The sequence below is a fragment of the Kitasatospora sp. MAP12-44 genome, assembly GCF_029892095.1.
Lineage (GTDB): Bacteria > Actinomycetota > Actinomycetes > Streptomycetales > Streptomycetaceae > Kitasatospora.
Genome location: NZ_JARZAE010000004.1, coordinates 5,318,458 through 5,340,763, shown reverse-complemented (window position 1 = coordinate 5,340,763; position 22,306 = coordinate 5,318,458). Strand labels below are relative to the sequence as shown.

Annotated in this window: 16 protein-coding genes and 1 pseudogene; 4 read left to right on the top strand and 13 right to left on the bottom strand. The window is 73.7% G+C overall.

Translation table 11 applies throughout. The annotated features are described in order from the left end of the window. Positions 1-9: 9 nt before the first annotated feature. Positions 10-732 carry a M48 family metallopeptidase gene (locus P3T34_RS24735; protein WP_280668237.1) on the bottom strand — a complete coding sequence of 241 codons (723 nt, stop codon included), beginning with the start codon at positions 730-732 and terminating at the stop codon, positions 10-12. A 220-nt stretch (positions 733-952) separates the two neighbouring features. Between P3T34_RS24735 and P3T34_RS24730 the strand changes: the two genes are divergently transcribed. Beyond that, positions 953-2,038 (top strand): ThiF family adenylyltransferase, encoded by a 1,086-nt coding sequence (locus P3T34_RS24730; protein ID WP_280668236.1) that lies wholly within the window; start codon positions 953-955, stop codon positions 2,036-2,038. 188 nt (positions 2,039-2,226) lie between these two features. Beyond that, a complete protein-coding gene (locus P3T34_RS24725) occupies positions 2,227-3,570 on the top strand; it encodes an AarF/ABC1/UbiB kinase family protein (RefSeq protein WP_280668235.1) in 1,344 nt (447 codons plus the stop codon). A 114-nt stretch (positions 3,571-3,684) separates the two neighbouring features. Here the strand turns inward: P3T34_RS24725 and P3T34_RS24720 are convergent. From P3T34_RS24720 to P3T34_RS24705, 4 genes and pseudogenes are all read right to left on the bottom strand, one after another. After that, positions 3,685-3,876: pseudogene (locus tag P3T34_RS24720) on the bottom strand (hypothetical protein); the annotation flags it as partial. Between the two features lie 197 nt (positions 3,877-4,073). Further along, positions 4,074-4,445 carry a WhiB family transcriptional regulator gene (locus P3T34_RS24715; protein WP_280668234.1) on the bottom strand — a complete coding sequence of 124 codons (372 nt, stop codon included), beginning with the start codon at positions 4,443-4,445 and terminating at the stop codon, positions 4,074-4,076. 167 nt (positions 4,446-4,612) lie between these two features. Next, a complete protein-coding gene (locus P3T34_RS24710) occupies positions 4,613-5,074 on the bottom strand; it encodes a hypothetical protein (RefSeq protein ID WP_280668233.1) in 462 nt (153 codons plus the stop codon). Between the two features lie 217 nt (positions 5,075-5,291). After that, positions 5,292-7,628 (bottom strand): ATP-dependent DNA helicase UvrD2, encoded by a 2,337-nt coding sequence (locus tag P3T34_RS24705; protein WP_280668232.1) that lies wholly within the window; start codon positions 7,626-7,628, stop codon positions 5,292-5,294. 172 nt (positions 7,629-7,800) lie between these two features. Between P3T34_RS24705 and P3T34_RS24700 the strand changes: the two genes are divergently transcribed. Next, complete coding sequence (locus P3T34_RS24700) at positions 7,801-8,058, top strand: mycoredoxin (protein WP_280668231.1); 258 nt, start codon at positions 7,801-7,803, stop codon at positions 8,056-8,058. A 65-nt stretch (positions 8,059-8,123) separates the two neighbouring features. Here P3T34_RS24700 and P3T34_RS24695 read toward each other — a convergent pair whose 3' ends face one another. From P3T34_RS24695 to P3T34_RS24675, 5 genes are all read right to left on the bottom strand, one after another. Then, positions 8,124-8,939 (bottom strand): GntR family transcriptional regulator, encoded by an 816-nt coding sequence (locus P3T34_RS24695; protein ID WP_280668230.1) that lies wholly within the window; start codon positions 8,937-8,939, stop codon positions 8,124-8,126. Positions 8,940-9,339: 400 nt separating this feature from the next. After that, positions 9,340-10,272, bottom strand: coding sequence for an NAD(+) diphosphatase (nudC, locus tag P3T34_RS24690; protein WP_280672355.1), 933 nt, complete (start codon positions 10,270-10,272; stop codon positions 9,340-9,342). Positions 10,273-10,330: 58 nt separating this feature from the next. Continuing rightward, the gene (locus tag P3T34_RS24685; protein WP_280668229.1) at positions 10,331-11,767 is read right to left on the bottom strand and encodes a dipeptidase; all 1,437 of its coding nucleotides are present in this window, start codon (positions 11,765-11,767) and stop codon (positions 10,331-10,333) included. 101 nt (positions 11,768-11,868) lie between these two features. Then, the gene (locus tag P3T34_RS24680; RefSeq protein ID WP_280668228.1) at positions 11,869-12,621 is read right to left on the bottom strand and encodes an ABC transporter ATP-binding protein; all 753 of its coding nucleotides are present in this window, start codon (positions 12,619-12,621) and stop codon (positions 11,869-11,871) included. A 43-nt stretch (positions 12,622-12,664) separates the two neighbouring features. Next, positions 12,665-13,312: a PadR family transcriptional regulator gene (locus P3T34_RS24675; RefSeq protein WP_280668227.1), complete on the bottom strand. Its 648-nt coding sequence runs from the start codon at positions 13,310-13,312 to the stop codon at positions 12,665-12,667. 81 nt (positions 13,313-13,393) lie between these two features. On the opposite strand from P3T34_RS24675, the gene P3T34_RS24670 reads away from it, so the two are divergent. Further along, positions 13,394-14,368, top strand: a complete 975-nt coding sequence (locus P3T34_RS24670) for an endonuclease/exonuclease/phosphatase family protein (protein WP_280668226.1) — start codon at positions 13,394-13,396, stop codon at positions 14,366-14,368. Positions 14,369-14,371: 3 nt separating this feature from the next. On the opposite strand, the gene P3T34_RS24665 is transcribed toward P3T34_RS24670, so the two are convergent. The 3 genes from P3T34_RS24665 to P3T34_RS24655 form a co-directional block, all read right to left on the bottom strand. Beyond that, positions 14,372-15,469, bottom strand: coding sequence for a PP2C family protein-serine/threonine phosphatase (locus P3T34_RS24665; protein ID WP_280668225.1), 1,098 nt, complete (start codon positions 15,467-15,469; stop codon positions 14,372-14,374). 285 nt (positions 15,470-15,754) lie between these two features. Beyond that, on the bottom strand, positions 15,755-18,967 hold the full coding sequence (locus tag P3T34_RS24660) for an ATP-dependent DNA helicase (protein ID WP_280668224.1): 3,213 nt from the start codon (positions 18,965-18,967) through the stop codon (positions 15,755-15,757). A 34-nt stretch (positions 18,968-19,001) separates the two neighbouring features. Then, on the bottom strand, positions 19,002-22,298 hold the full coding sequence (locus P3T34_RS24655) for an ATP-dependent DNA helicase (RefSeq protein ID WP_280668223.1): 3,297 nt from the start codon (positions 22,296-22,298) through the stop codon (positions 19,002-19,004). Positions 22,299-22,306 lie beyond the last annotated feature (8 nt).

Here is a 22,306-nt window from a genome sequence, read left to right as displayed (position 1 = left end):
CTGACACCGCTACTCGCAGGGGGTGGGTTCCTCGCCGGACCCGCCCCCGCGGGCCGCCGGGATGTGCGGCAGCCGGGCCGCGGCGGCCACCCCCTCCAGGTAGCCGCGGGCCCGCTCGGTGCGCGGGTAGGCCTCGAGCAGCGCCCAGAAGCGCGGGCCGTGGTCGGGGACCAGCAGATGCGCCAGCTCGTGCAGCAGCACGTACTCAAGGACGTAGTCCGGCATGCCCTGGAGGCGGTGGGAGAGCCTGATGGTGCGCTCGCTGGGGGTGCAGGAGGCCCAGCGGGAGTTCTGATTGGTGACCCAGCGGACCTGTTCGGGCTTGGCCCGGCCGCCCAGGTAGGCCCGGGAGAGCAGATGCGCGCGCTCGGCCAGCGCGTCGTCGCCGAGCGTGCGGCGGCTCTCCTGGGCGGCCAGCCGGTCGAGCATCTGGGCCACCCAGCGCTGCTCCTCGGCCGGGGACATCCGGGCCGGGATCAGCACGATCGTCCGATCACCCTCGCGGTAGGCGGAGACCGTACGGCTGCGGCGGGCGCTGCGGCGGACCTCGACCGGGCCGTGGCCGGCGGGGGCGGTGGAGTGCTCGGCCGCGTCGTCGGGGGCCCGGGTGGAGTGCTCCGAGCGCTCCGATCCTGGTCGCGCACGGGTACCGGGCGTCGCGACTCCTGACCCGGCAGCTGCACGGGCACGCCGAGGCGACGCCGAGGACTGGGAGTCCCGTTCGGCTGCCATGGCACACGACGTTACCCGCTGGCACTGACAGAAGTCCGCTGCCAACGCCGAATTGTTTTCAACAATGATCGCGGCAAGAACAGCCGGTTCAAATGATCGCCCGACCATATCCACAGGGGTGTGGATAACCGACTTCCCGAATTCTGCCCTTTCGGGCATCCTGTCATCACGGATTGTCAATCGGCGATTCCTCAGTGTGACGAAGGAAAGGGGACTCGCCATGCACCCGACGCTCAAATCCGCCCTGTCCCGGGCCTGGCGGGACCAGCAGACCCTGCAATTCGGGACGGCCCCCGAGCTGGCCCGCCTGGTCGACCGAGCGGACGACAGCTTCTGCGCCTTTCTCGACCTGCTGGACGGCCAACGGGACGCGGCCGCCCTGACGGTCGCGAGCGAGGGTCTCGGCCTGCCCGCCGAGTACGTGGCGCAGGCGCTGCGCTCGCTGGAGCAGGCCGGGCTGCTGGACGACGCGCTGGCCACCGAGCAGGTGCTGGCCGGGCACTCCCCCACCCGGCGCGAGCTCCTCGGGCCCGATCTCGCCTCGCTGTCGCTGCTGCATCCGGCGCCCGGGGCCGGGGCACGGGCGCTGCGCCGCCGGGGCGAGGCGCGGGTGGAGATCCGCGGCGCGGGCCGGATCGGGGCCACCCTGGCCGCGACCCTGGCCGCCGCCGGGGTGGGGTCGGTGGAGGTGGCGGACCAGGGACGGGTGCTGCCCGGGGACTGCGCGCCCGGTGGCATCCCGGTGCAGGACGTCGGGCGGCTTCGGGCCACCGCAGCGCGGGAGGCCGTCCGCCGCGCGGCCGGCGGAGCCGGCACGGCCCCGACCCCGGCTGCGGACGCGGCGGAGGCGCGGGCACCGGCGCTGGTGGTGCTCACCCCACGGGACGGCACCGGTGCCTTCGCGGGTGGCGCCGTGCAGGCCCGTCAGCTGATGCGCGCCGGGGTGCCGCACCTCTATGTCGGGGTGGTCGAGCATGTCGGGGTGGTGGGGCCGCTGGTGCTGCCGGGCGCCTCGGCCTGCGGCGGGTGCGTGGCCCTGGCCCGGACGGACCGGGACGCCTGCTGGCCCCGACTGCTCGCCCAGCTCGCCGCCGAGGGCCCTGGCCGACCGCGCGAGCCGGCCTGCGACACCGCCCTCGCGGCAGCGGTGGCCGGCCTCGCCGGGCTGCACACGCTGATCCATCTCGCCGGGGAGCGGCCACCGAGCGTCGACGGCTGGTGCGAGGTCTCCGCGGCGGACGGGATGGTCCGCCGGCTGCGGCTCCCGCCGCACTCCGACTGCGGCTGCTACTGGCCCGGATCCTAGCGCCGCCAGGGCCGGGCCCTGGCCGGGCCCGCCACGGTGCCTGACGGCCTGTGGCACCGCGGCGGAGCCCGAGCTCCGGGCCACGGCCAGGGCCCGCGGGCGACCGGGCACAATGGCCTAGTGACCGCCGAATCCCAGCCACCGCAGCCGCGGGGACTGCCGGCACACGTTTGATTGGGAGGCCCCGGGTGAGCGATCTTCCGCGCAAAGCTGTGACCCGCACCGCAAGGCTCGCCGCCCTGCCGTTGGGGATAGCGGGGCGGGCCACCCTCGGGCTCGGCAAGCGGATCGGCGGACGGTCGGCCGAGTCGGTCACCGCCGAGCTCCAGCAGGCCACCGCCGACCAGCTGTTCAAGGTCCTCGGTGAGCTCAAGGGGGGCGCGATGAAGTTCGGGCAGGTCCTCTCGGTCTTCGAGGCGGCCCTGCCGGAGGAGGTCGCCGGTCCCTACCGGGCCGCCCTGACGAAGCTTCAGGACGCCGCGCCGCCGATGCCGGCCGCCAGCGTGCACGCGGCACTCGCCGAGCGCCTCGGCAAGGACTGGCGCTCCGACTTCCGCAGCTTCGACGATCGACCCGCCGCCGCGGCGTCGATCGGCCAGGTGCACCGGGCGGTCTGGCAGGACGGCCGCGAGGTCGCGGTCAAGGTCCAGTACCCGGGCGCCGGCGAGGCGCTGCTCTCCGACCTCGGCCAGCTCAGCCGGGTGGCCTGGCTGCTCGGCCCGCTCATCCCGGGCCTGGACATCAAGCCGCTGATCGCCGAGCTGCGCAGCCGGGTGGCCGAGGAGCTCGACTACGCCCTGGAGGCCGCGGCCCAGCAGACCCACGCCGACGAGTTCGCCGACGACCCGGACATCGTGGTGCCGGGCGTGGTGGCGCAGGCCGACCAGGTGCTGATCACCGAGTGGATGGGCGGCACGCCGCTGGCCGAGGTGATCGCCAAGGGCAGCCAGCGCGAGCGCGACCGGGCCGGGCACCTGCTCGCCCGGTTCCTGTTCGCCGGCCCCGCCCGTACCGGCCTGCTGCACGCCGATCCGCACCCCGGCAACTTCCGGCTGCTCAAGGACGGCGGACCGGCCGACGGCTGGCGCCTGGGCGTGCTGGACTTCGGCACGGTCGACCGGCTGCCCGGCGGCCTGCCCACCCCGATCGGCGACTCGCTGCGGATGGCGCTGGCCGGCGACGCGGTGGGCGTGCTGGAGATGCTGCGCGAGGAGGGCTTCGTGAAGCCCTCGATCCAGCTCGATCCGGACGCGGTGCTCGACTACCTGCTGCCGATCATCGAGCCGGCGGCGGTGGAGAACTTCCACTTCACCCGGTCGTGGATGCGCTCGCAGGCGGCCCGGATCGCCGACCCGCGCTCGCCCGCCTACAACCTGGGCAAGCAGCTCAACCTGCCGCCGGACTACCTGCTGATCCACCGGGTCACGCTCAGCACCATCGGGGTGCTCTGCCAGCTCGGTGCCAAGGCGCCGTTCCGCGCCGAGATGCTCGACTGGCTCCCGGGCTTCGCCTTCGCGGCGGAGGCCGGGTAGCGCGCCCGAGGCCGACCGAAGGCCTGTCACACCGGCGCCCCTGTCCCCCGCAGAGCGGGGTGGCAGGGGCGCAGTGGATTCAGCTCGGCGTCACGCCGGGGGTCGAGCCAGGCGTCACATCAGGGCGGTGACAAGGGCCTTGCGAGCCCGCATCGAGGCGCGCTCGGCGCGCCGCTTCAGCCGGCCCGCGCGGACGGCCCGCAGGACCAGGCGTTGGTGCTCAGCCTCTTGGAGGCGTTCTTGCATATGGGCACGGGCCAGGTTTTCTTGCATGAGATTCATCTCGAGGGTCCTGTTCTGGACGGAGAGTTCGGTGTTCTGCTCGGCGCGGGCGCTGGGCCCGGTGGTGATGGCCATGTCGTGGTCCTGCTCGTGGTGCGTAGGCGGGTAGGGGAGCTGTGCTGCGGCATCGGCCTGGGCAGCGGCGATGCGGACTGAGTGGCGCAGTGCGTCGGCCGCCGGGGGGCAATCCCGGTGGACCAGTGCTGCTCGGGGCGCCGGGATCATGCTGCGACCTCGGTCTTGCGCGGACGGCCACGCGGCCGCTTCCGGGCCACCACGACGCCCTGCACGAAGAGCTCCCCGCCCCAGACGCCCCACGGCTCACGCCGGTCGAGCGCACCGGCCAGGCAGGCCTCCTTGACGGGGCAGGTGCCGCACAGCGACTTCGCGTACTCGACGTCGGCGGGAGTCTCGGCGAAGAAGACCTCCGGGTCGAACGCCCGGCACGGGATGGGGGATCCGAGAGCCTCGGCGTCGTCGAGAGCGGTGATCTGCATGAGTGAACCTTCCGGGGGAGGGAGTGGAGCGGGGTCGGCCTTGGTCGGCGTTGAGCTCGGTACGGACAGGAGGGGCGGTGTGATGACCGTGGACACTGTGGGCGTCTTCCTCATCTGGAGTTCTGGTTCCGTCCCAGCCGACTGGAGGGCTGGGACGGAGGCCCCTAGGGGCCTGATGGTCTGTCGTACCGGACAAAACAGAAGGGCCGCGGATCCCGGTGTACGGGTTCCGCGGCCCTGGAAAGGTCCGACCTGAGGCTTCCTCAGGTTTGCTCTCTCCAGGGTTCAGGCCCGCGGAAGGCCCGGATCCGGATGGCTTCGGCCCCGATAAAGGCGGCCTTGGCCTGGTTGATCAGCTGCTCGCTCTGCTTCTGGGCTGCTCCGGCACCGACGACCTGCAGATAGGCGCCATGCTTGGCCGCCGCTGCCACTGCCTTCGATGCCTTGGTCGGTCGCTCATTGCGCATCAGGCGCACGGAGTCGACATCGACGCTGACCCAGCCGAGGGACAGACCGGCCTCGACACCCGATCCCGCGGTGCTGCCGGCGGCGCCCGTCATGCCCAGGGCACCGGCGACGCTGACGCGGGTGGCGTCGAGATCCAGACCGCCGCAGACACCGGACAGCGAGACTCCGCCCGCGAGAAGACCCGCGGGGGAACGACGCAGCGAAGCGGCAACAACGGTCTGGCCAGTCACTTTGGTGATCAGCTTTGTGGTCTTCACGATCGTCGCCTCCTCTCGGCGTCTCGCGGGGCCTGGTCTCCCGGGCTCCGGCTGTTCGGATGTCTGTCTCGGTCCAGCTGTCGTGCAGAGAACTGTGATGCGCAGGGGAAAGCCGCTTCAGGAGTGACCCCGATCGGCTTGCGATCTCGTCCCCTTGACCGCTCCGGCAGGCTATTGCGCACCATGCACAGCGCGCAAACTATTTTACGGGCGAGTTTCAGGAGTCTTGCGGGAGCTCCTCTTCGGAGGGCTCGTCCGAGGGGCCGTCCGCGTCCGCGACCGGTTCCTCCTCAGGCTCTTCCCCCGCACACAACGACAGCACGGCGGCCCCGTACTTGTCCAGCTTCATGGCGCCCACACCCGAGATCTGGGCCAGCGCCCTGGTGTCCGCGGGCACATCCTCGGCGATCGCCATCAGGGTCGCGTCGGTGAAGACCACATAGGCCGGGGCGCCCTGCTTCTTGGCCTGACCGGCCCGCCAGGCGCGCAGCCGCTCGTACAGCGCCTCGTCCATGGAGGACGGGCAGTCCTCGCAGCGGCGCAGTTTGCGCTCGACCGCGTCGGTGAGGGTGCGGTCGCAGACCCGGCACTTGACCGGTCCGCGCGCCTTGCGGCCCGCCGCGCGCTCCCCGCCACCGCCCTCCACGCCCCCGCGGCCGCCCGCGCCGGAGCGCGCCCCGGCCGGGCCGGAGCCCGGGCGCAGCCCGTCCAGAAAGCGCGTGGGCTTGCGGCTGGCGCGCCCCCCGGGCGAGCGGGAGAGCGCCCAGGAGAGCGAGAGGTGCTCCCGCGCCCGGGTGACACCGACGTAGAGCAGTCGGCGCTCCTCCTCCAACTGCTCGTCGGTCTTGGCGTAGATGATCGGCAGCGTGCCCTCGGTGAGACCGACCAGGAAGACGGCGTCCCACTCCAGGCCCTTGGCGGCGTGCAGGGAGGCCAGCGTGACGCCCTCCACGGCCGGCGCGTGCTGGGCGGCGGCCCTGGCGTCCAGCTCGCCGACATAGGCCGCCAGGTCGGCCGGCTCGCCCGCCGCGCGACGCCCGGCCTCGAACTCCTCGGCGAGGCGGACCAGTGCCGCCAGCGACTCCCAGCGCTCGCGGACCGCGCCGGAGCCGGCCGGCGGGGTGGCGGTGAAGCCCCGGGTGCCGAGCACCGCGCGCACCTCGGCGGCGAGGTCCGGCGCGTCGGCGGTCAGCGGGTCGTTCCCCGCGCGGGCCGCGCCGCGCAGCAGCAGCCCGGCCTCGCGCACCTCCGGCCGCTCGAAGAACCGCTCGGCGCCCTTGAGCTGGTAGGAGATCCCGAGGTCGGCCAGCGCCTGCTCATAGACCTCGGACTGCCCGTTGGTCCGGAACAGCACGGCGATCTCGCTCGCCCGGTAGCCGCCCTGCCCGGGGGCCTTGGCCAGCAGCTCCTTGATCCGGTGCGCGGTGCTCTCGGCCTCGCTCGGCTCGTCCACGTACTCGGTGTAGACCGGCTCGGGGCCGGCCGCGCGCTGCGAGACGAGCTCCAGGCGGTGCCGGGCGGCCTCGCCACGCGCCTGCGCGAGGAGCCCGTTGGCCAGGTGGACCACCTGCGGGGTGGAGCGGTAGTCGCGGACCAGCTTCACCACCGTGGCGTCGGGGTGCTTGTGGCGGAAGTTCAGCAGGTAGTCGGGGGTGGCGCCGGTGAAGGAGTAGATCGTCTGGCTGGCGTCGCCGACCACGCACAGGCTCGCGCCGGCGCCCGTCCACTGGTCGAGCAGGCGCTGCTGCAGCGGCGAGACGTCCTGGTACTCGTCGACGGTGAAGTGCCGGTACTGGGCGCGCACCCGATCGGCGATCTCCGGGCGGTCCTCCAGGATCGCGGCGGTCAGCAGCAGCACGTCCTCGAAGTCGATGACGTTGCGGTCGCGCTTGGTCTGCTCGTAGGTGGCGTAGACCCGGGCGATCTCGGCCGGGTCGCGCGGGGCGTCCCGGCCGGACTTGAGGACGGCCACCGGGTAGTCGTCCGGGACGATCTGGGTGACCTTGGCCCACTCGATCTCGCTGGTGAGGTCGCGCAGTTCGGTGCGCTGGACCCGCAGGCCGGTCCGCCCGGCGGCCTCGGCGACCAGCTGGACCTTGCGCTCGAGCAGCCGCGGCACCTCGCCGCCGACCACCCGCGGCCAGAAGTACTGGAGTTGACGCAGCGCGGCGGAGTGGAACGTCCGGGCCTGCACGCCCTCCGCGCCGAGCTCGCGCAGCCGGCCGCGCATCTCGCCCGCGGCCCGCGCGGTGAAGGTGACGGCCATCACCTGCTGGGGCTGGAAGACGCCGCTGCGCACGCCGTAGGCGATCCGGTGGGTGATCGCCCTGGTCTTGCCCGTCCCGGCGCCCGCCAGGACGCAGACCGGTCCGTGCAGCGCGGTGGCGACGGCCCGCTGCTCCGGGTCGAGCCCGGCCAGCACCGCGTCGGCGTCGCCCGGCCGACCGGCGTAGCCGCCGCTGAACACGGCCCCGCCGCCCCCGGATCCGCCCCCCGACAGGCCGGGGAGGTGCTGTGCGCCGTACTGGTCACCGGTCATGAGCTCTTCCTGCATGCAGCCCATCCTCTCAGGGTGCGACGACATCGCGTCGTGCGTTGTCCACAGGCCCGGTACGACGATCGGGTCACGGATCGCGGAGCCCCCGGCACCCAGCAGGAATCAAGACCGCGTCCCGCGCGTTGTGCCCCGGGACAGCACCATCCCCTGGTCCGAAGGAGTCCTTCCGATGTCCGGCAGCGTCACGATGTACAGCACGACCTGGTGCGGCTACTGCCAGCGGCTGAAGAAGCAGCTGGACCGCGAGGGGATCGCCTACACCGAGATCAACATCGAGCAGGACCCGGCGTCGGCGGCCTTCGTGGAGTCGGTCAACGACGGCAACCAGACGGTGCCGACCCTGCTGGTGACCCCGGCCGGCGGCGGCGAGCCGGTGGCCATGACCAACCCGAGCCTGCGTCAGGTGCAGGCCGCGCTGGCGAGCTGACACCGCGCCGGGCCCACGCCTGCGACGGGCCGTCGCAGGCGTGGGTCCGCGGTCGTCCAGGAAGGTCACTCAAGGGGCGCCGGCACCGGACGGGCCGCGAGCTCGCCCAGGCTGTAGACCAGCCGGCAGCGGTCGGCCGAGTAGCGGGTCTCGATCACCCGCACCGGCCCGCGCCGGTCGTAGGTGACCCGGGTCTGCACCAGCAGCGGCACGCCGGGCCCGCCCTGGAACCACTGCGCCTCCTCAGGACCGGGCATCCGGGAGACCAGCTGGTCCACCGCCCCGATCTCGGTGCGGCCCAGCTCGATCAGCACCTGCTCGTCCCCGCCCGGGACCTGGTCCGGCTCCATCAGCGCGGTACCGGCCGCCAGGCCGGCCCGGTAGTGGCTCTCCTCGATCGAGTAGGGCTCGCGGTCCATCAGCCGCAGCTGGCGGCGGACCACCACCGCCTCCCCCTCCCGCAGGCCGAGCCGCTCCGCGACGTCCGCCCTGGCCCGGACGATCAGCATCTCGAAGTCGACCGTCAATACCCGGCCCGCCTCGTCCGCCTCGTTCGTGTAGACCTCGCTGGGCGCCGCGAGACTGTCCCGCTGGGCGGGGATCAGCCGGCCCAGCGGCGGCCCGAAGGCACGGTGGTCGAGGACCGGATGCTCCTTGAGATAGGTGCCCTTGCCCTGCAGCCGGACCAGCCGGCCCTCGTTGACCAGCACGTCCACCGCGAGGCGCACGGTGTTGCGGGCCACGCCGTACTGCTGCTCCAGCTCGGTCTCCACCGGCAGCGCGACATCGCCGCACCATTCGCCGGCCGCGATCCGCCGGCGCAGGTCGGCTGCCAGCCGCTGGTACTTGGGGGACGGAACGCTTCCTCGGGAGATGCTCACCTGGGGAATGTAGCGATTCATCCCGGGTCATTTCAGCTAAACCAGCCATTATTGGCCAGGATTGGTGATTGCCCGATTGAACGGGTCCGCCGATGGATCAATAGCCGTCGAATTCGTTCCAACCAGCGGCACCTCAGTCGGCCGATCCCCAGCTGCCCCAACGCCGGGCGGCCGCTGCCGGCAACCAGCGGCAGCCATCGGCCGCCACCCCCGGGCAGTCCGCGGCCGAGGCCGCCGACCCGGGAAAAGCCCGCCGCCCAGCCCGCGCCCAGCCCGACGGCAATTGGCCGGAATTTTTCCGGAATGCCCGCTGCGCGATCGATGATGATCGTATGGAAACGGGGGCGCGCGGTGATTCCCGCACACCCCCGTTCTCATTGACGCGCTACCAGTTGACGCGCTACCAGCGAACGGCGGGGGGCAGCGGTTCGCCGTACCAGAGCTCGACCAGGTGCCGGGCGATCGAGATGCCCGAAGGCGGCAGGATCTCGCCCGACTCCATCCCGGCCCGCAGCTCCTCCCGGGAGATCCAGCGCGCCTCGGAGAGCTCCTCGCCGTCCACCGTGATCGCCGTGCCGTCCGGGTCCGCCTTGGCCACGAAGCCCAGCATCAGGCTGGCCGGGAACGGCCACGGCTGGCTGGCCACGTAGCTCACCTCGGCGACCTTGACCCCGGCCTCCTCGAAGACCTCGCGGGCCACCGCCTGCTCGATCGACTCGCCCGGCTCGACGAACCCGGCCAGCGTGGACCAGCGGCCCTCCGGCCAGAGCGCCTGGCGCCCCAGCAGGCAGCGGTCCTGCTCGTCGGTGACCACCATGATCACCGCCGGGTCGGTCCGCGGGTAGTGCTCGGCCGCGCACGAGGTGCAGCGCCGCAGGTGCCCGGCGCCGGCCTTCTCGGTCGGGTGGCCGCAGCGCGAGCAGAAGCTGTGCAGCCGGTGCCAGTGCTCCAGCGCCACCGCGTGCACCAGCAGCCCGGCGTCCCGGTCGGAGAGGGTCGCGCCCACCTCGCGCAGACCGGCCGGGCGGGCGTCGCCGTCCAGCCGGCCCGGCAGCGACTCGCCGGCCAGCGCGAAGTACGACACGCCGCTCTCGTCGGTCCCCAGGAAGTACCGGTCACCGGTCTGCGGGGCCTCGAAGGAGGGCAGCAGGACCAGCTCGGCGCCCGCCTCGGTGTCCACCACGAAGGCCTCGCCGGCGGCGATCGGCAGCACCTTGGTGGTGGGGTGGCTCCAGGCGGCCGCGAGCCACGGTTCGTCCTGCCGGTGGTGGGCCGCGCGGTCCACCCCCGCCCTGGCGAGTGCGAGCTGCAGTGGCCGTTCGATGTCAGGCATGGTGCTCACGTAGGTCCGTCCCCGATCGAGTTTCAACAGCTGCCGACGGCCGGTGCCGTCACTTGTCATCGGCCGCGGCGGCCGGCGCCGCGGCCTCGGCCGGCCGGAAGTTCTCGGCCAGGTCCTCCCAGAGGTAGGCCGTGGCCTCCACGCCCTTGCGCAGCAGGTCCAGCTCGACCTTCTCGTTGATCGAGTGCCAGCCGTCCGAGGGCACCGAGATGCCGAGGAAGAGCACCGGAGCACCCAGCACCTCCTGCATATCGGCGGCCGGCCCCGAGCCGCCCTCGCGGGTGAAGAGGATCTCCTGCTCGAAGGCGCGTCCCATCGAGCGGACGGTGGACTGCAGCGCCGGGTGGTCCAGCGGCGTCAGGCACGGCCGGGTGTGCGCGCGGAAGACGATCTCGTGCCGGATGCCCTCCGGGATCCGGCCGGCCACCCAGTCCCTGACCAGCTGCTCGATCCGGTACACGTCCTGCCCGGCCACCAGCCGGAAGGAGAGCTTGAGGTGCGCGTCGGCCGGCACGATGGTCTTGCGGCCCGGGCCCGTGTAGCCGCCCCACATGCCGTTGACCTCGCCGGTCGGCCGGGCCCAGACCCGCTCCAGGGTGGTGTAGCCCGCCTCGCCGAGCAGGCCGTGCGACTTGGCCACCCGCAGCCACTGCTGCTCGTCGAAGGGCAGCTTGGCGAAGAGCTCGCGCTCGCGGTCCGTCAGCTCGACGACGCCGTCGTAGAAGCCGGGGACGGTGACCCTGCGGTCGTCGTCGTGCAGCGCCGCGGCCAGCTCGGCGGCGAAGGTGGCCGGGTTCGGCACGGCCCCGCCGAAGGAGCCGGAGTGGACGTCGCTGTCCGGGCCGAACAGGTCGACCTGGCAGTCGACGATGCCGCGCATGCCAGTGCAGATGGTCGGCGTGCCCTCGGCCCACATGCCGGTGTCGGAGACGAAGACCAGGTCGGCGGCGAGCCGCTCGGACTCCCGGCGGATCAGCGCGCCGAAGTTCGGCGAACCGGACTCCTCCTCGCCCTCGATCAGCAGCTTGAGGTTGACGGCCGGCGCGGTGCGGCCGGTGGCCGCCAGGTGCGCGCGCAGCCCCAGGGTGTGGAAGAAGACCTGGCCCTTGTCGTCGGCCGCGCCGCGGGCGTACAGGCGGTTGCCGATGGTCACCGGGGTGAACGGCTCGGTGTCCCAGCCGTCCTCCTTGGCGGCCGGCTGGACGTCGTGGTGGCCGTAGACGAGGACGGTCGGCGCACCCGCGTCACCCGAGGGCCACTCGGCGAACACCGCCGGCAGACCGTCCGACTCCCAGACCTCCGCCACCGGGAACCCGATCTCGGCCAGCTTCGCGGCCAGCCACTCGGCGGAGCGGCGGACCTCCCCCGAACGGCCCGGGTCGGCCGAGACCGACGGGATGCTCAGCCACTCGCCCAAGTCCCGCAGGAAGTCGGCCTGGTGCTGGTCGATAAAGGAACGGACGACGCTGTCCGGGGTTTTCGTCATACGGACGACTTTAGTTCTCCGCGCCGCCGACGCGCCTCCGTGGCCCCGGTCGCGGGCCCCGCAGGAGCTGTAACCTCCGTCACGCCCGCCCCATCAGAGCCTCAGGCGAGCAGCAGCGAGTCGACGTCCTGGCAGCCGGTCTCGTCGACCATCCGGCCGTCCCGCAGGAAGACCACCCGGTCCGCCCAGGCGGCGTGCCGGGCCTCATGGGTGACCATCATGGCGGCCGCGCCCGCGTCGCAACGGGCCCGCAGCACGGCGAGCACCGACTCGCCGGTGGTGGAGTCCAGCGCGCCGGTCGGCTCGTCGGCCAGCACCAGCCGGCGCTCGCCGATCAGCGCCCGGCCGATCGCCACCCGCTGCTGCTGGCCGCCGGACATGTCGTCGGGGAAGCGGTCGGCGAGCTCGCCGATGCCCAGCTCCTCCAGGGCGGCCAGCGCCTCGCGGCGGGCGGCCCTGGAGGATATCCCGTCCAGTTCGCGCGGCATCGCGATGTTCTCGGCGGCGGTCAGCGCGGGGATCAGGTTGTAGTCCTGGAAGACATAGCCGATCGACCGGCGGCGGACCTGGGCCAGCTGCTTGCGCGAGAGCGCGCCGAGCGACTGCCCCTCCACCATGACCCGGCCGTCGGTCGGGCTGTCCAGCCCGCCGGCCAGCGTGAGCAGGGTGGACTTGCCGGATCCCGAGGGGCCCATCACGGCGACGAACTCGCCCGCGTGCACCTGGAGGTCGACCCCGCGCAGCGCGTGCACCTGGGCCGCGCCCCGGCCGTGCACCCGGGTCACCCCCGCCAGGCGCAGCACCGGCTCGGTGGAGGTCCGGGTGAAGGCGGTGGAAGGAAAGGCGTCGGTCATGGTCTCCCCAGCTGTTCCGTGGTTCCGATGGGTTGGCGGGCCGTCAGACCCGGCTGCGACGGCGCCCCTTGGGCGCCTCGGCAGCGGCACTCCCGGCGGGCTGCGCGGGCTGGGCGGCCCGCTCGGCCTGCTCGGCCTGCAGCCGCTCGCTGTGCTGGGCGAGCCGGGTCTCGCAGTGGTCGAGCCAGCGGACCTCGGCCTCGGTCTGGAAGATCAGCTGGTCCAGGACGAGCAGCCAGGCCAGCTCGGAACGCCCCTCGGCCTCGGTGGCGGTGGTCTGCCCCGCCAGCGCCCGCGCCTTCAACCGGGTGTAGTCCTGCAGCGCCTTGATGCTGTGCCGGCGCTGGGCCTGGACGACGGCGTGCACGTCGACCCCGGGGACGGTGACCGCCATGGCGAGCTTGATCGCCAGTTCGTCGCGGGGCGGGTTGGTGCGCGGCACCGGGGTGTCGAACCAGGAGCGCAGCTCGGCGCGCCCCTTGTCGGTGAGGGCGTAGAAGAGGTGCCCCTCCTCGTCCTCACGGTCCGGGACGACCAGGCCGTCCCGTTCGAGCCGTCCGAGCGTGGTGTAGACCTGGCCGACGTTCAGCGGCCAGGTGGCGCCGGTGCGCGCCTCGAACTCGACGCGGAGTTGGTAGCCGTAGCGCGGGCCCTGGTCGAGGAGGGCGAGTAGACCATGAGGGATCGACATACTGAGTATGTATACCCGGTAGGTGGTCAAGCCTCAAGCCGCGACACCCACCGTCACCGCCAGGGCGTACCGTCGTGCGGTGTGAGCACGCTGCGCATCGCCACCTTCAACCTGCTGCACGGCCAGCCGCTGGCCACCGACGGCAGCCCGCTGCCCTTCCCCACCGAGGCGGGCGATCCCCTGCACGACGCGATCGCCGCGCTGGACGCCGATGTGCTGGCGCTCCAGGAGGTGGACCGCCACCAGGAGCGCTCCGGGCTGACCGACCAGACGGCCGTGGCCGCCAAGGCGATGGGCGCCGCCGACTGGCGTTTCGCCGCCGCCCTGCACGGCCGCCCGGCGCCGGTGGCCGGCTGGCTGCGCGACCCGGCCGTGCCGGGCCTGCAGGTGTACGGGCCGGACGAAGTGGGCACCGCCCTCGAACTGCCCTCCTACGGCACGGCGCTGCTCACCCGGCTGCCGGTGCGGCACTGGCAGGCCCGGCGGTTCGCCCCCGCGCCGTTCGGTCTGCCGCTGCGGGTGGCCGGGCGCCGGGGCCTGACCCCCGTCCCGGACGAGCCGCGGGCCGCGCTGGCCGCCGTCCTGGAGGGGCCCAGCGGCCCGTTCACCGTGGTCGCCACCCATCTGTCCTTCGTGCCGGGCTGGAACATGGCCCAACTGGCCGGGATCCGGCGGTGGATCGCCGACCTGCCGCGGCCCTACCTGGTACTCGGCGACTTCAACCTGGTCGGGGCGGTCCCGCGCACGGTGCTCGGCGGAGCCACCGCGCTGGACCGCGGCACCCGTTCGCGCCAGCAGCTGCGCGAGTTGCGCGCCGCCCGCCGCGTGCGCGCGGCGGCGAGCGAGCCGCGCCGCCGCCGGGTCCGCGAGCCGCGCCCGCGCCTGCAGGGCTGGTACGACCTGGCCCGCACACCCACGTACCCGTCGCACCGCCCGGCGGTGCAGTTCGACCACGTGCTCGCGGTCGGCGTGCCGCGCACCGCCGTCGGCTCGGTCGCCGCGCCGCGGGTCGGCGTCTCGGACCACCGGCCGCTGGTGGTCGAGGTCGAGCTGTAGCCCCTACGGACGGGCCACCAGCTGCGCGCTCTGGTGCGGGAGTTGCGAACCGCCCTGGGCGGGCTCGTACTGCAGCAGGAGCATCGCCGCGTCGTCGCCGAGCTGCTTGCCGACGTGCCGCACGACGTCCGCGTGCAGCCGGCGCAGCACGTCGGTCGGGCCGCCGCTCGCGCAGCCGGGGAGCCGCTCGGCGAGCGGGTAGAAGAGGCCGGCCCGGTCCCGGGCCTCGATCACCCCGTCGGTGAACAGCAGGACCCGGTCGCCCGGTTCGAACGGCACCCGCTGGATCGGCGGGCGGACGTCCGCCGGGTCGAGGACGCCCAGCGGCGGCACCGTCTCGTCCAACTCCAGGGCCACCGCGGGCCCGTCGCCGCGCAGCAGCAGCGGCGCGGGATGGCCGCAGTTGACGATCTCCGCGGTGCCGTCCGGGCACACCCCGATCAGCACGAGGGTGACGAACTCCTCTTCCACGCCCGGGTGTTCGTTCTCGTGCAGCGCGCGGTCCAGGCTGACGGCCAGCCAGTGGGCCACCAGGTCCAGCGCGGGCTCCTGGTGCGCCGCCTCGCGGAACGCGCCCAGCACGGCGGCCGCGGTCTCCACCGCGCTGAGCCCCTTGCCGCGGACGTCGCCGACCACCGCCCGCACGCCGTGCCGGGTGTTGACCACCTCGTACAGGTCCCCGCCGATCCGGGCGTGCGCGGCCGCCGCCGCGTAGTGCACGGCCGCCCGTACGCTGCCCACCCGGTCGGGGACCGAGCGCAACAGCACCCGGCGGGCGATCTCGGCCACCAACTGGGCGTCGGCCAGCGCCTGCTCCTGCCGCACCCGCAGCATCACACTGACCCAGCTGATCGCGGTGACCAGCGCGATCGCGAAGACCGTCGCACTGTGCACGGACTCACCGAGCACGTTGTTGTAGGTGGCCATGACGAAGGCGGCGCCCTCGGCCAGCACTCCGGTCAGCAGCGGGTACCAGACCCGCCGGCTGACGATCGCGGCCAGCGCGGGGACGGCGGTGAGCGCGGGCTCGACCGTCACCGTGGTGTTGCTGAAGTAGTCAAGGCAGACCACCAGCGCCATGCCGATGAACGGCAGGGCCAACGCGGTCCTGGGCCAGGTCCCCGTCGCACGGACGGTGGCCGGACCGGGGGTGGGGCCGGCAAACCGCTCTCTGAACCATCCGGTCGCGCTCAACTTCGGTTTCTCCAGCAGAAGGCGCCGAGTGTCGTGGGGACACCTGCGACGATGACTGAGGGTGACGCTTGGGGGTCTGTCCCGACGACCGGAAGACCTGAGTGACCGGTTACCGACCCCACAATAGGCGCGAAACGCGCACACCGCACTGGTTTCGCGCGACTCCGTGACGAGTTGGATGCTCTCTGTGACCTAATAGTCACTGTTCCCGATCAGAAGCGTTTCCAACTCTTTCCGGTCAGGAAGTCGTACCGGTCTTTCGACCCGTCCGCTGCGGATGTAACAGAAGGCAGCGGTGACCTGCTCCAGTGGCAGCCGCTGCTGCTCGGCCCAGGCCACCCGGTAGATGGCCAGTTGCAGCGGATCGGCGCTCTCCTCGTGACCGGTCTTCCAGTCCACCACCTCGTAGCGGGGCAGTCCTGGTGACCCAGCGTCGCCGTCACGCTCCCGGTACACCGCGTCGATCCGGCCGCGCACCACGCGCCCCGCCAGCAGCAACTGCACCGGCGCCTCGACCCGGTAGGGCGTCCGGGTCGCGTACGGGCCGCGCAGGAAGGCCTCCTTGAGCTGCTCCAGGTCGTGCTCGTCCTCGATGCCGTCCTCGTCCACCCCCGGCAACGCCTCCGCCTCGATCAGCGGCAGCGGCGCGAACTGCGCCTGGATCCAGGCATGGAACCGGGTACCGCGGCGGGCGCCGGGCTGCGGCGGGCGGGGCAGCGGGCGGGCCAGCTCATGGGCGAAGCCGTCCGGGTCGGCGGCCAAGCGCATCAGCTGCGAGGCGGAGAGCGAGGCCGGCAGCGGCACGTCCCGCACGGTGCGCCGGGAGCGCTCCAACTCACCGAGCAGCGCGGTCAGGTCACGGTCCCAGGAGGCCACCTGACGCTGCTCCTCGGGCGCCAGCCGCTCGGGCTCGGGCGCCGGCTCCCCGGCCAGCCGGCGGCCCACCACCTCGGCCACCCGGCGCCGGGCGAGCTGGGCGGCCGGATCCAGCGGCAGCGGCCAGGCGGTCTCCACCGACTGATCGAGCGCCGGGTTCTCGGCGCCCGCCACCGGCGGCTCGGCCCAGTGCTCGACCTCGCCGCAGCCCGGCAGCCCGGCATGCGCGCGCAGCTCCTCCAGGAAGTCGGACGGACCGCGCGGGGTCTTCTGGCTGGGCCCCCACCAGTGGCCGGAGGCCAGCAGCAGCGCCTTGGGACGGGTGAACGCGACATAGCCGAGCCGCAGTTCCTCGGTCACCGTCTGGTCCTTCAGGGCGTCCCGGAAGGCCGTCATGCCCTTGGCCGTCCAGCCCGGCACGGCGGGCAGGGTGGCGCCGTCGCCGCGCAGCGCGTGCGGCAGGACATGCCGGCGGCTGGTCCAGCGCTCGCGCGAGCGGTTGCTCGGGAAGGCGCCGGCGACCAGGCCGGGGACGGCGACCACGTCCCACTCCAGGCCCTTGGACTTGTGCACGGTGAGCACCTTCACGGTGTCCTCGCCGCCGGGCAGGCTGCTGTCCAGGCCGCTGTCGTAGTCCTGGGCGGCCCGCAGGAAGGCCAGGAAGGCGGCCAGCCCCGGATCGCCGTCCAGGTCGGCGAAGCCGGCCGCGACGTCCAGGAACGCGTGCAGGGTCTCCCGGCGGCGGGCGGCCAGCGCCAGCGGCGAGGCGGAGAGCTCCACCTCGAGGCCGGTCACCGTGAGCACCCGGTGCAGCACGTCCATCAGCGGCTCGGACAGCATCCGGCGCAGCTCGCGGACCTCCCGGGCCAGGTGGGCGAAGCGGATCCGGGCCTCGGCGGAGAACGGCAGCTCTCCCCCAGCCTCCGGCTGGGAGGTGCCCCCATGCGGGGTGGCGTCCAGGAAGGTCTCCAGGGCGTCCGAGAGCGAGACCACCTCGGTCGGATCGGCCTGCGCGACGGCTGCGGTGAGGGGGTCGCCGCCGTCGGTACGGGCGGTGCGGACCAGCTCGGCGGCCCGGCGGCCGAGCAGTGCCAGATCGCGCGGGCCGATCCGCCAGCGCGGGCCGATCAGCAGCCGGACCAGTGCCGCGTTGGCCGTCGGATCCTGCAGCACCTCGCAGACCGCGACCAGGTCGGCCACCTCGGGCAGCTGCAGCAGGCCGCCCAGGCCCACCACCTCGACCGGCACCTCGCGGGCCACCAGCGCCGCGTGGACGTCCGGGAACACAGCACTGCCCCGGCACAGCACGGCTATCCGGCCCGGCGGGGTGCCGGTGCGCACCAGGTGGGCGATCGAGTCGGCCAGCCAGCCGACCTCCTCGGCATGGGTGGGCAGCAGCGCGGCGCGGACGAAGCCGTCCAGCTCGGCGCCGGGCGCCGGGCGCAGCGCCTCGACGCCCTCGTGCATCGCGCGCAGCGGCGCGGCCAGGCCGTTGGCGAAGGCCAGCAGCCGGCCGCCGCTGCGGCGGTTCTCACTGAGCGCGTAGCGCAGCGCGGGGGTGCCGTCGGCGTGCGGGAAGTGCTCGGGGAAGTCGTCCAGGTTGGCCACCGAGGCGCCGCGCCAGCCGTAGATCGCCTGGCAGGGGTCGCCGACGGCGGTGACGGCGTGGCCGCCGTGGCCGAACAGGCCGGCCAGCATCAGGCGCTGGGCCACCGAGGTGTCCTGGTACTCGTCCAGCAGCACCACCTTGAACTGGCCGCGCAGCAGCTCGCCGACGACCGGACGCTGCTGGGCCAGCCGGGCGGCGGCGGCGATCTGGTCGCCGAAGTCCATCAGCCCGGCGGCGGCCTTGCGGCGGCGGTACTCCTCGACCAGGCGCAGCAGCTCCTGGCGGCCGGCGGCGGCCTCCGGGACGGCGCGCAGATCGGCATTGCTCAGCTTGACCGCAGCGAGCTTGTCCAGCAGCTCGGCGTCGAAGTCGCGCAGCTCGCCGGGCTCGACCAGGTGCTCGGCCAGCTCGGCGTCCAGCGCGGTGATGTCCGCCACCAGCGTGCTGAAGGCGTCCTTGAGGTGCGGGAACGGCCCGCGCGCGGTGCGCAGCACCCGGGCGGCGAGCTGGAAGCGGGTCGCGTCGGCGAGCAGTCGGACGTCCGGCTCGATGCCGATCCGCAGGCCGTGCTCCTTGAGCAGCCGGCCGGCGAAGGCGTGGTAGGTGGAGATCTCCGGCTCGCCGGTGGCGTCCTGGACGTCCTCGGCCTCGCGCACTCCGGCCCGGGCCAGCGCGGTGCGCACCCGCTCGGAGAGCTCGGCGGCGGCCTTGTTGGTGAAGGTCAGACCGAGCACCTCCTCGGGCCGGACGGCTCCCGAGCCGACCAGCCAGACCACCCGAGCGGCCATCACCGTGGTCTTGCCCGAGCCCGCCCCGGCGACGATCACGGCAGGCTCCAGCGGGGCGCCGATGGCTTGCATCTGCTCCCGGTTGAAGGGGATGCCGAGCAGCTCCTTGAGCTGGTCGGGGTGGCTGAGCATGAGGAAACGGTAACCGGCCCGACTGTCAGCACACCTATTCGACCAGCTGGCGGCCGTCGCGCTGGGCGGAGCAGCTGCGGCGGAACGAGCAGCGGTCGCAGCCGGTGCCGGTGGTCGGGACGAAGCGCTCGGCGAGCACCCGGCCGGCCGCGTCGGCGAGCAGGTTCTCGATCCACGGCTCGCCGTCCGGCGGGCCCTGCTGCTGCACCTTGGGGGCGTCCGGATCCCGCTTGTCCTCGATCCGCAGCTGCACCAGCTCGGCGCCGCCGAGCGCCGGGCGCGGACTGGTCAGCCCGTCCAGCGCGCCCTCGCGGACGGCCAGTTGGTAGACCGCCAGCTGCCGGTGCTCGGGCAGCGACTTGTCGGTGGGCGGCTGCTTGCCGGTCTTGAAGTCGACCACATACGCCCGGCCCAGGGTGTCCTGCTCGACCCGGTCCATCACCCCGCGGATCCGCACCGACACCTCGCCCACCGGCAGCGTCAGGTCGAACGGGTGCTCGGTGGCCAGCGTGTTGCGGCCGCGCTCCAGCACGTGCCAGTGCAGGAAGCGCTCCAGCGCGGCCCGCGCCTGGGTCTTCTCCTGGTCCGCCTTCCACGGCGCGTCGAAGGCCAGCGCGTCCCAGACCGTGTCCAGCCGCTCCATCAGCACCGCGAGGTCGGCCGGGGTGCGCCCGGAGCCGACCTCGTCGGCCAGCGCGTGCACCACGTTGCCGAAGCCCTGCGCGCCGGAGGTCGCGGTCTGGGCCTTGACCTCCTTGGCCAGGAACCACTGCAGGGAGCAGGAGCCGAGCTGCTCCAGGCCGCTGCCGGAGAGCTGGACGGGCTGCTCGGGCTCGCGCAGCGGGACGGGGTTGCCGGTCGGGTCGGCCATCCCCCACCAGCGGGCCGGGTGGGCGGACGGGACCAGCGCCACGCCGTCCTCGTCGGTCGCGGCGGCCAGCTGGGCCAGCCGCTCGGCGGCGGTGCGGCGCAGCTCGGGCGAGCGGGCCGGGTCGACGGTGACCGCGCGCAGCTCGGCGAGCAGCGCGGGGACCGAGAGCGGACGGCGCGGGCGATGCAGGACGTCCTCGACGGTCACCTCGGGCGTGCGGCGGAGCACCTTGCCGGTGCCGGGGGCCAGCTCCTCGCGGTAGAGCTCGCGCAGGAACCGGGACGGCTCGTCGCCGTCCTCGGCCGAGGCCTTCACCGCCGTGACGATCAGGCGCTCCTTGGCGCGGGTGACGGCGACGTAGAAGAGCCGGCGCTCCTCCGCCAGCAGGGCGCCGGGGCTGAGCGGCTCGGCCAGGCCGTCGCGGCCGATCCGGTCGGCCTCGAGCAGCGAGCCGCGGCGGCGCAGGTCGGGCCAGAGGCCCTCCTGCACACCGGCCACCACCACCAGGCGCCACTCCAGGCCCTTGGAGCGGTGCGCGGTCATCAGCCGGACGGCCTCGGGGCGGGCGGTGCGCACCGTGAGGGTGTCGGCCGCGATGTCCTGGGCCTCCAGCTCGGCGAGCAGGTCGAGGGCGCCGCGGTGGCCGGTGATCTGCTCCTCGGCGCGGGCGGCGGTCTCGAAGAGGGCGCACAGCGCGTCCAGGTCGCGGTCGGCGTTGCGGCCGGCGGTGCCGGAGCGCAGGGCGGAGCGCTCCAGGCGCTCGCGCCAGCGCGGGCTGCCCTCCCAGAGCAGCCAGAGCGCCTCCTCGGCGGTGCCGCCGCCGACCAGGTGGTCGCGGACCTTGCGGAGCAGGAAGCCCAGGTCGCGGGCCCGGCGGGCGTAGCCGGGGTCCATCGCGACCAGTCGCCCCGGCTCGGCGAGCGCCTCGCGGATCAGCTCGTCCGCCGAGCGGACCACCTCCACCCCGGCCGCGCGCTCCTCCTCGCGCAGCGCCCGGCCCAGCCGCCGCAGGTCCGAGCCGTCCAGGCCGCCGAGCGGTCCGGTCAGCAGGGTGAGCGCGACCTCGGCGGTCAGGGGCTCCCCCCAGGCGGCCTCGGCATCGGACGTCGGCTCGGCCGACTTCTCGTGCGCGGCACCCTGCGCGCAGACCCGCAGGGCCAGCAGCAGCGGAACCACCGCCGGCTCCTCGCGCAGGGGCAGGTCGTCGCCGTCGATCTCCAGCGGCACGCCGGCCGCGCTGAGCGCCCGCCGCACGCCGGGGATCGCCCGCGCCCCGGCCCGCACCAGCACCGCCATCTCGCCCCACGGGACGCCGTCCTCCAGGTGCGCGCGGCGCAGCAGGTCGGCGATGCTCTCCAGCTCGGTGCCGGGCGTCGGGTAGCTGTAGACCTCGACCCGGCCCCCAGTGCGCTGCGCGGGGATCAGCGCACGGTGCTGGGCCAGCTTGTCCGAGGGCAGCCGGCTCATCGGCATCCGGCGGGCCAGCTCACGCGAGGCCGCCAGCAGCACCGGCGCCGAGCGCCGCGACACCCGCAGCACCTTGACCTCGGCCGGGCGCCCGTCGGCCTGGCGGAACTGGTCGGGGAAGTCCAGGATCCCGTTGATGTCCGCGCCGCGGAAGGCGTAGATCGACTGGTCCGGGTCGCCGACCGCCACCAGGTCGCGCCCGTCGCCCGCCAGCTGGCGCAGCAGCCGCACCTGAGCAGGGTCGGTGTCCTGGTACTCGTCGACGAAGACCACGTCGTAGCGCGCGCGCAGATCCACCTCGGGGCGCTCGGCGAGCAGCACCGCCCGGTGCACCAGCTCCGCGTAGTCCAGCACTCCGCGCAGGTCCAGCACATCCAGGTAGTCGGCCAGGAAGTGCGCGGCCGCCGCCCAGTCCGGCCGCTGCACACCGGCCGCGAAGCGGGCCAGCTCGGCCTCCCCCAGGCCCAGTTCGCGGCTGCGGGCCAGCACCGCGCGGACCTCGTCGGCGAAGCCGCGGGTGGTCAGGCAGGCCCGCAGGTCCAGCGGCCAGCCGATCCTCCCGACACCCGCCGCCGCGTCCTCGGCGCCGCCGGCCAGCAGCTCACGCACCATCACGTCCTGCTCCGGACCGGAGAGCAGCCGCAGCGGCTGCGCGTACTGCTCCGGCTCCTGGTGCGCGCGCAGCAGCGCATAGCAGAAGGAGTGGAAGGTGGTGGTCTGCGGAGCGCTGCCCATCCGGAAGGCCATCCGGTCGCGCAGCTCCATCGCGGCCTTGCGGCTGAAGGTCAGCACCAGGATCCGCTCCGGGTCGGTGCCCCGCGCGATCCGCTGGGCGACCGACTCCACCAGGGTGGTGGTCTTGCCGGTGCCCGGGCCGGCCAGCACCAGCAGCGGCCCGCCCACATGCTCGGCCACCGCCTGCTGGTAGGGGTCCAGCACGGGCGGGACGGGCGGCGTGAGCGGGCTGCGCACCAGACGGTAGGGGGAGGTCACTGTGGTCC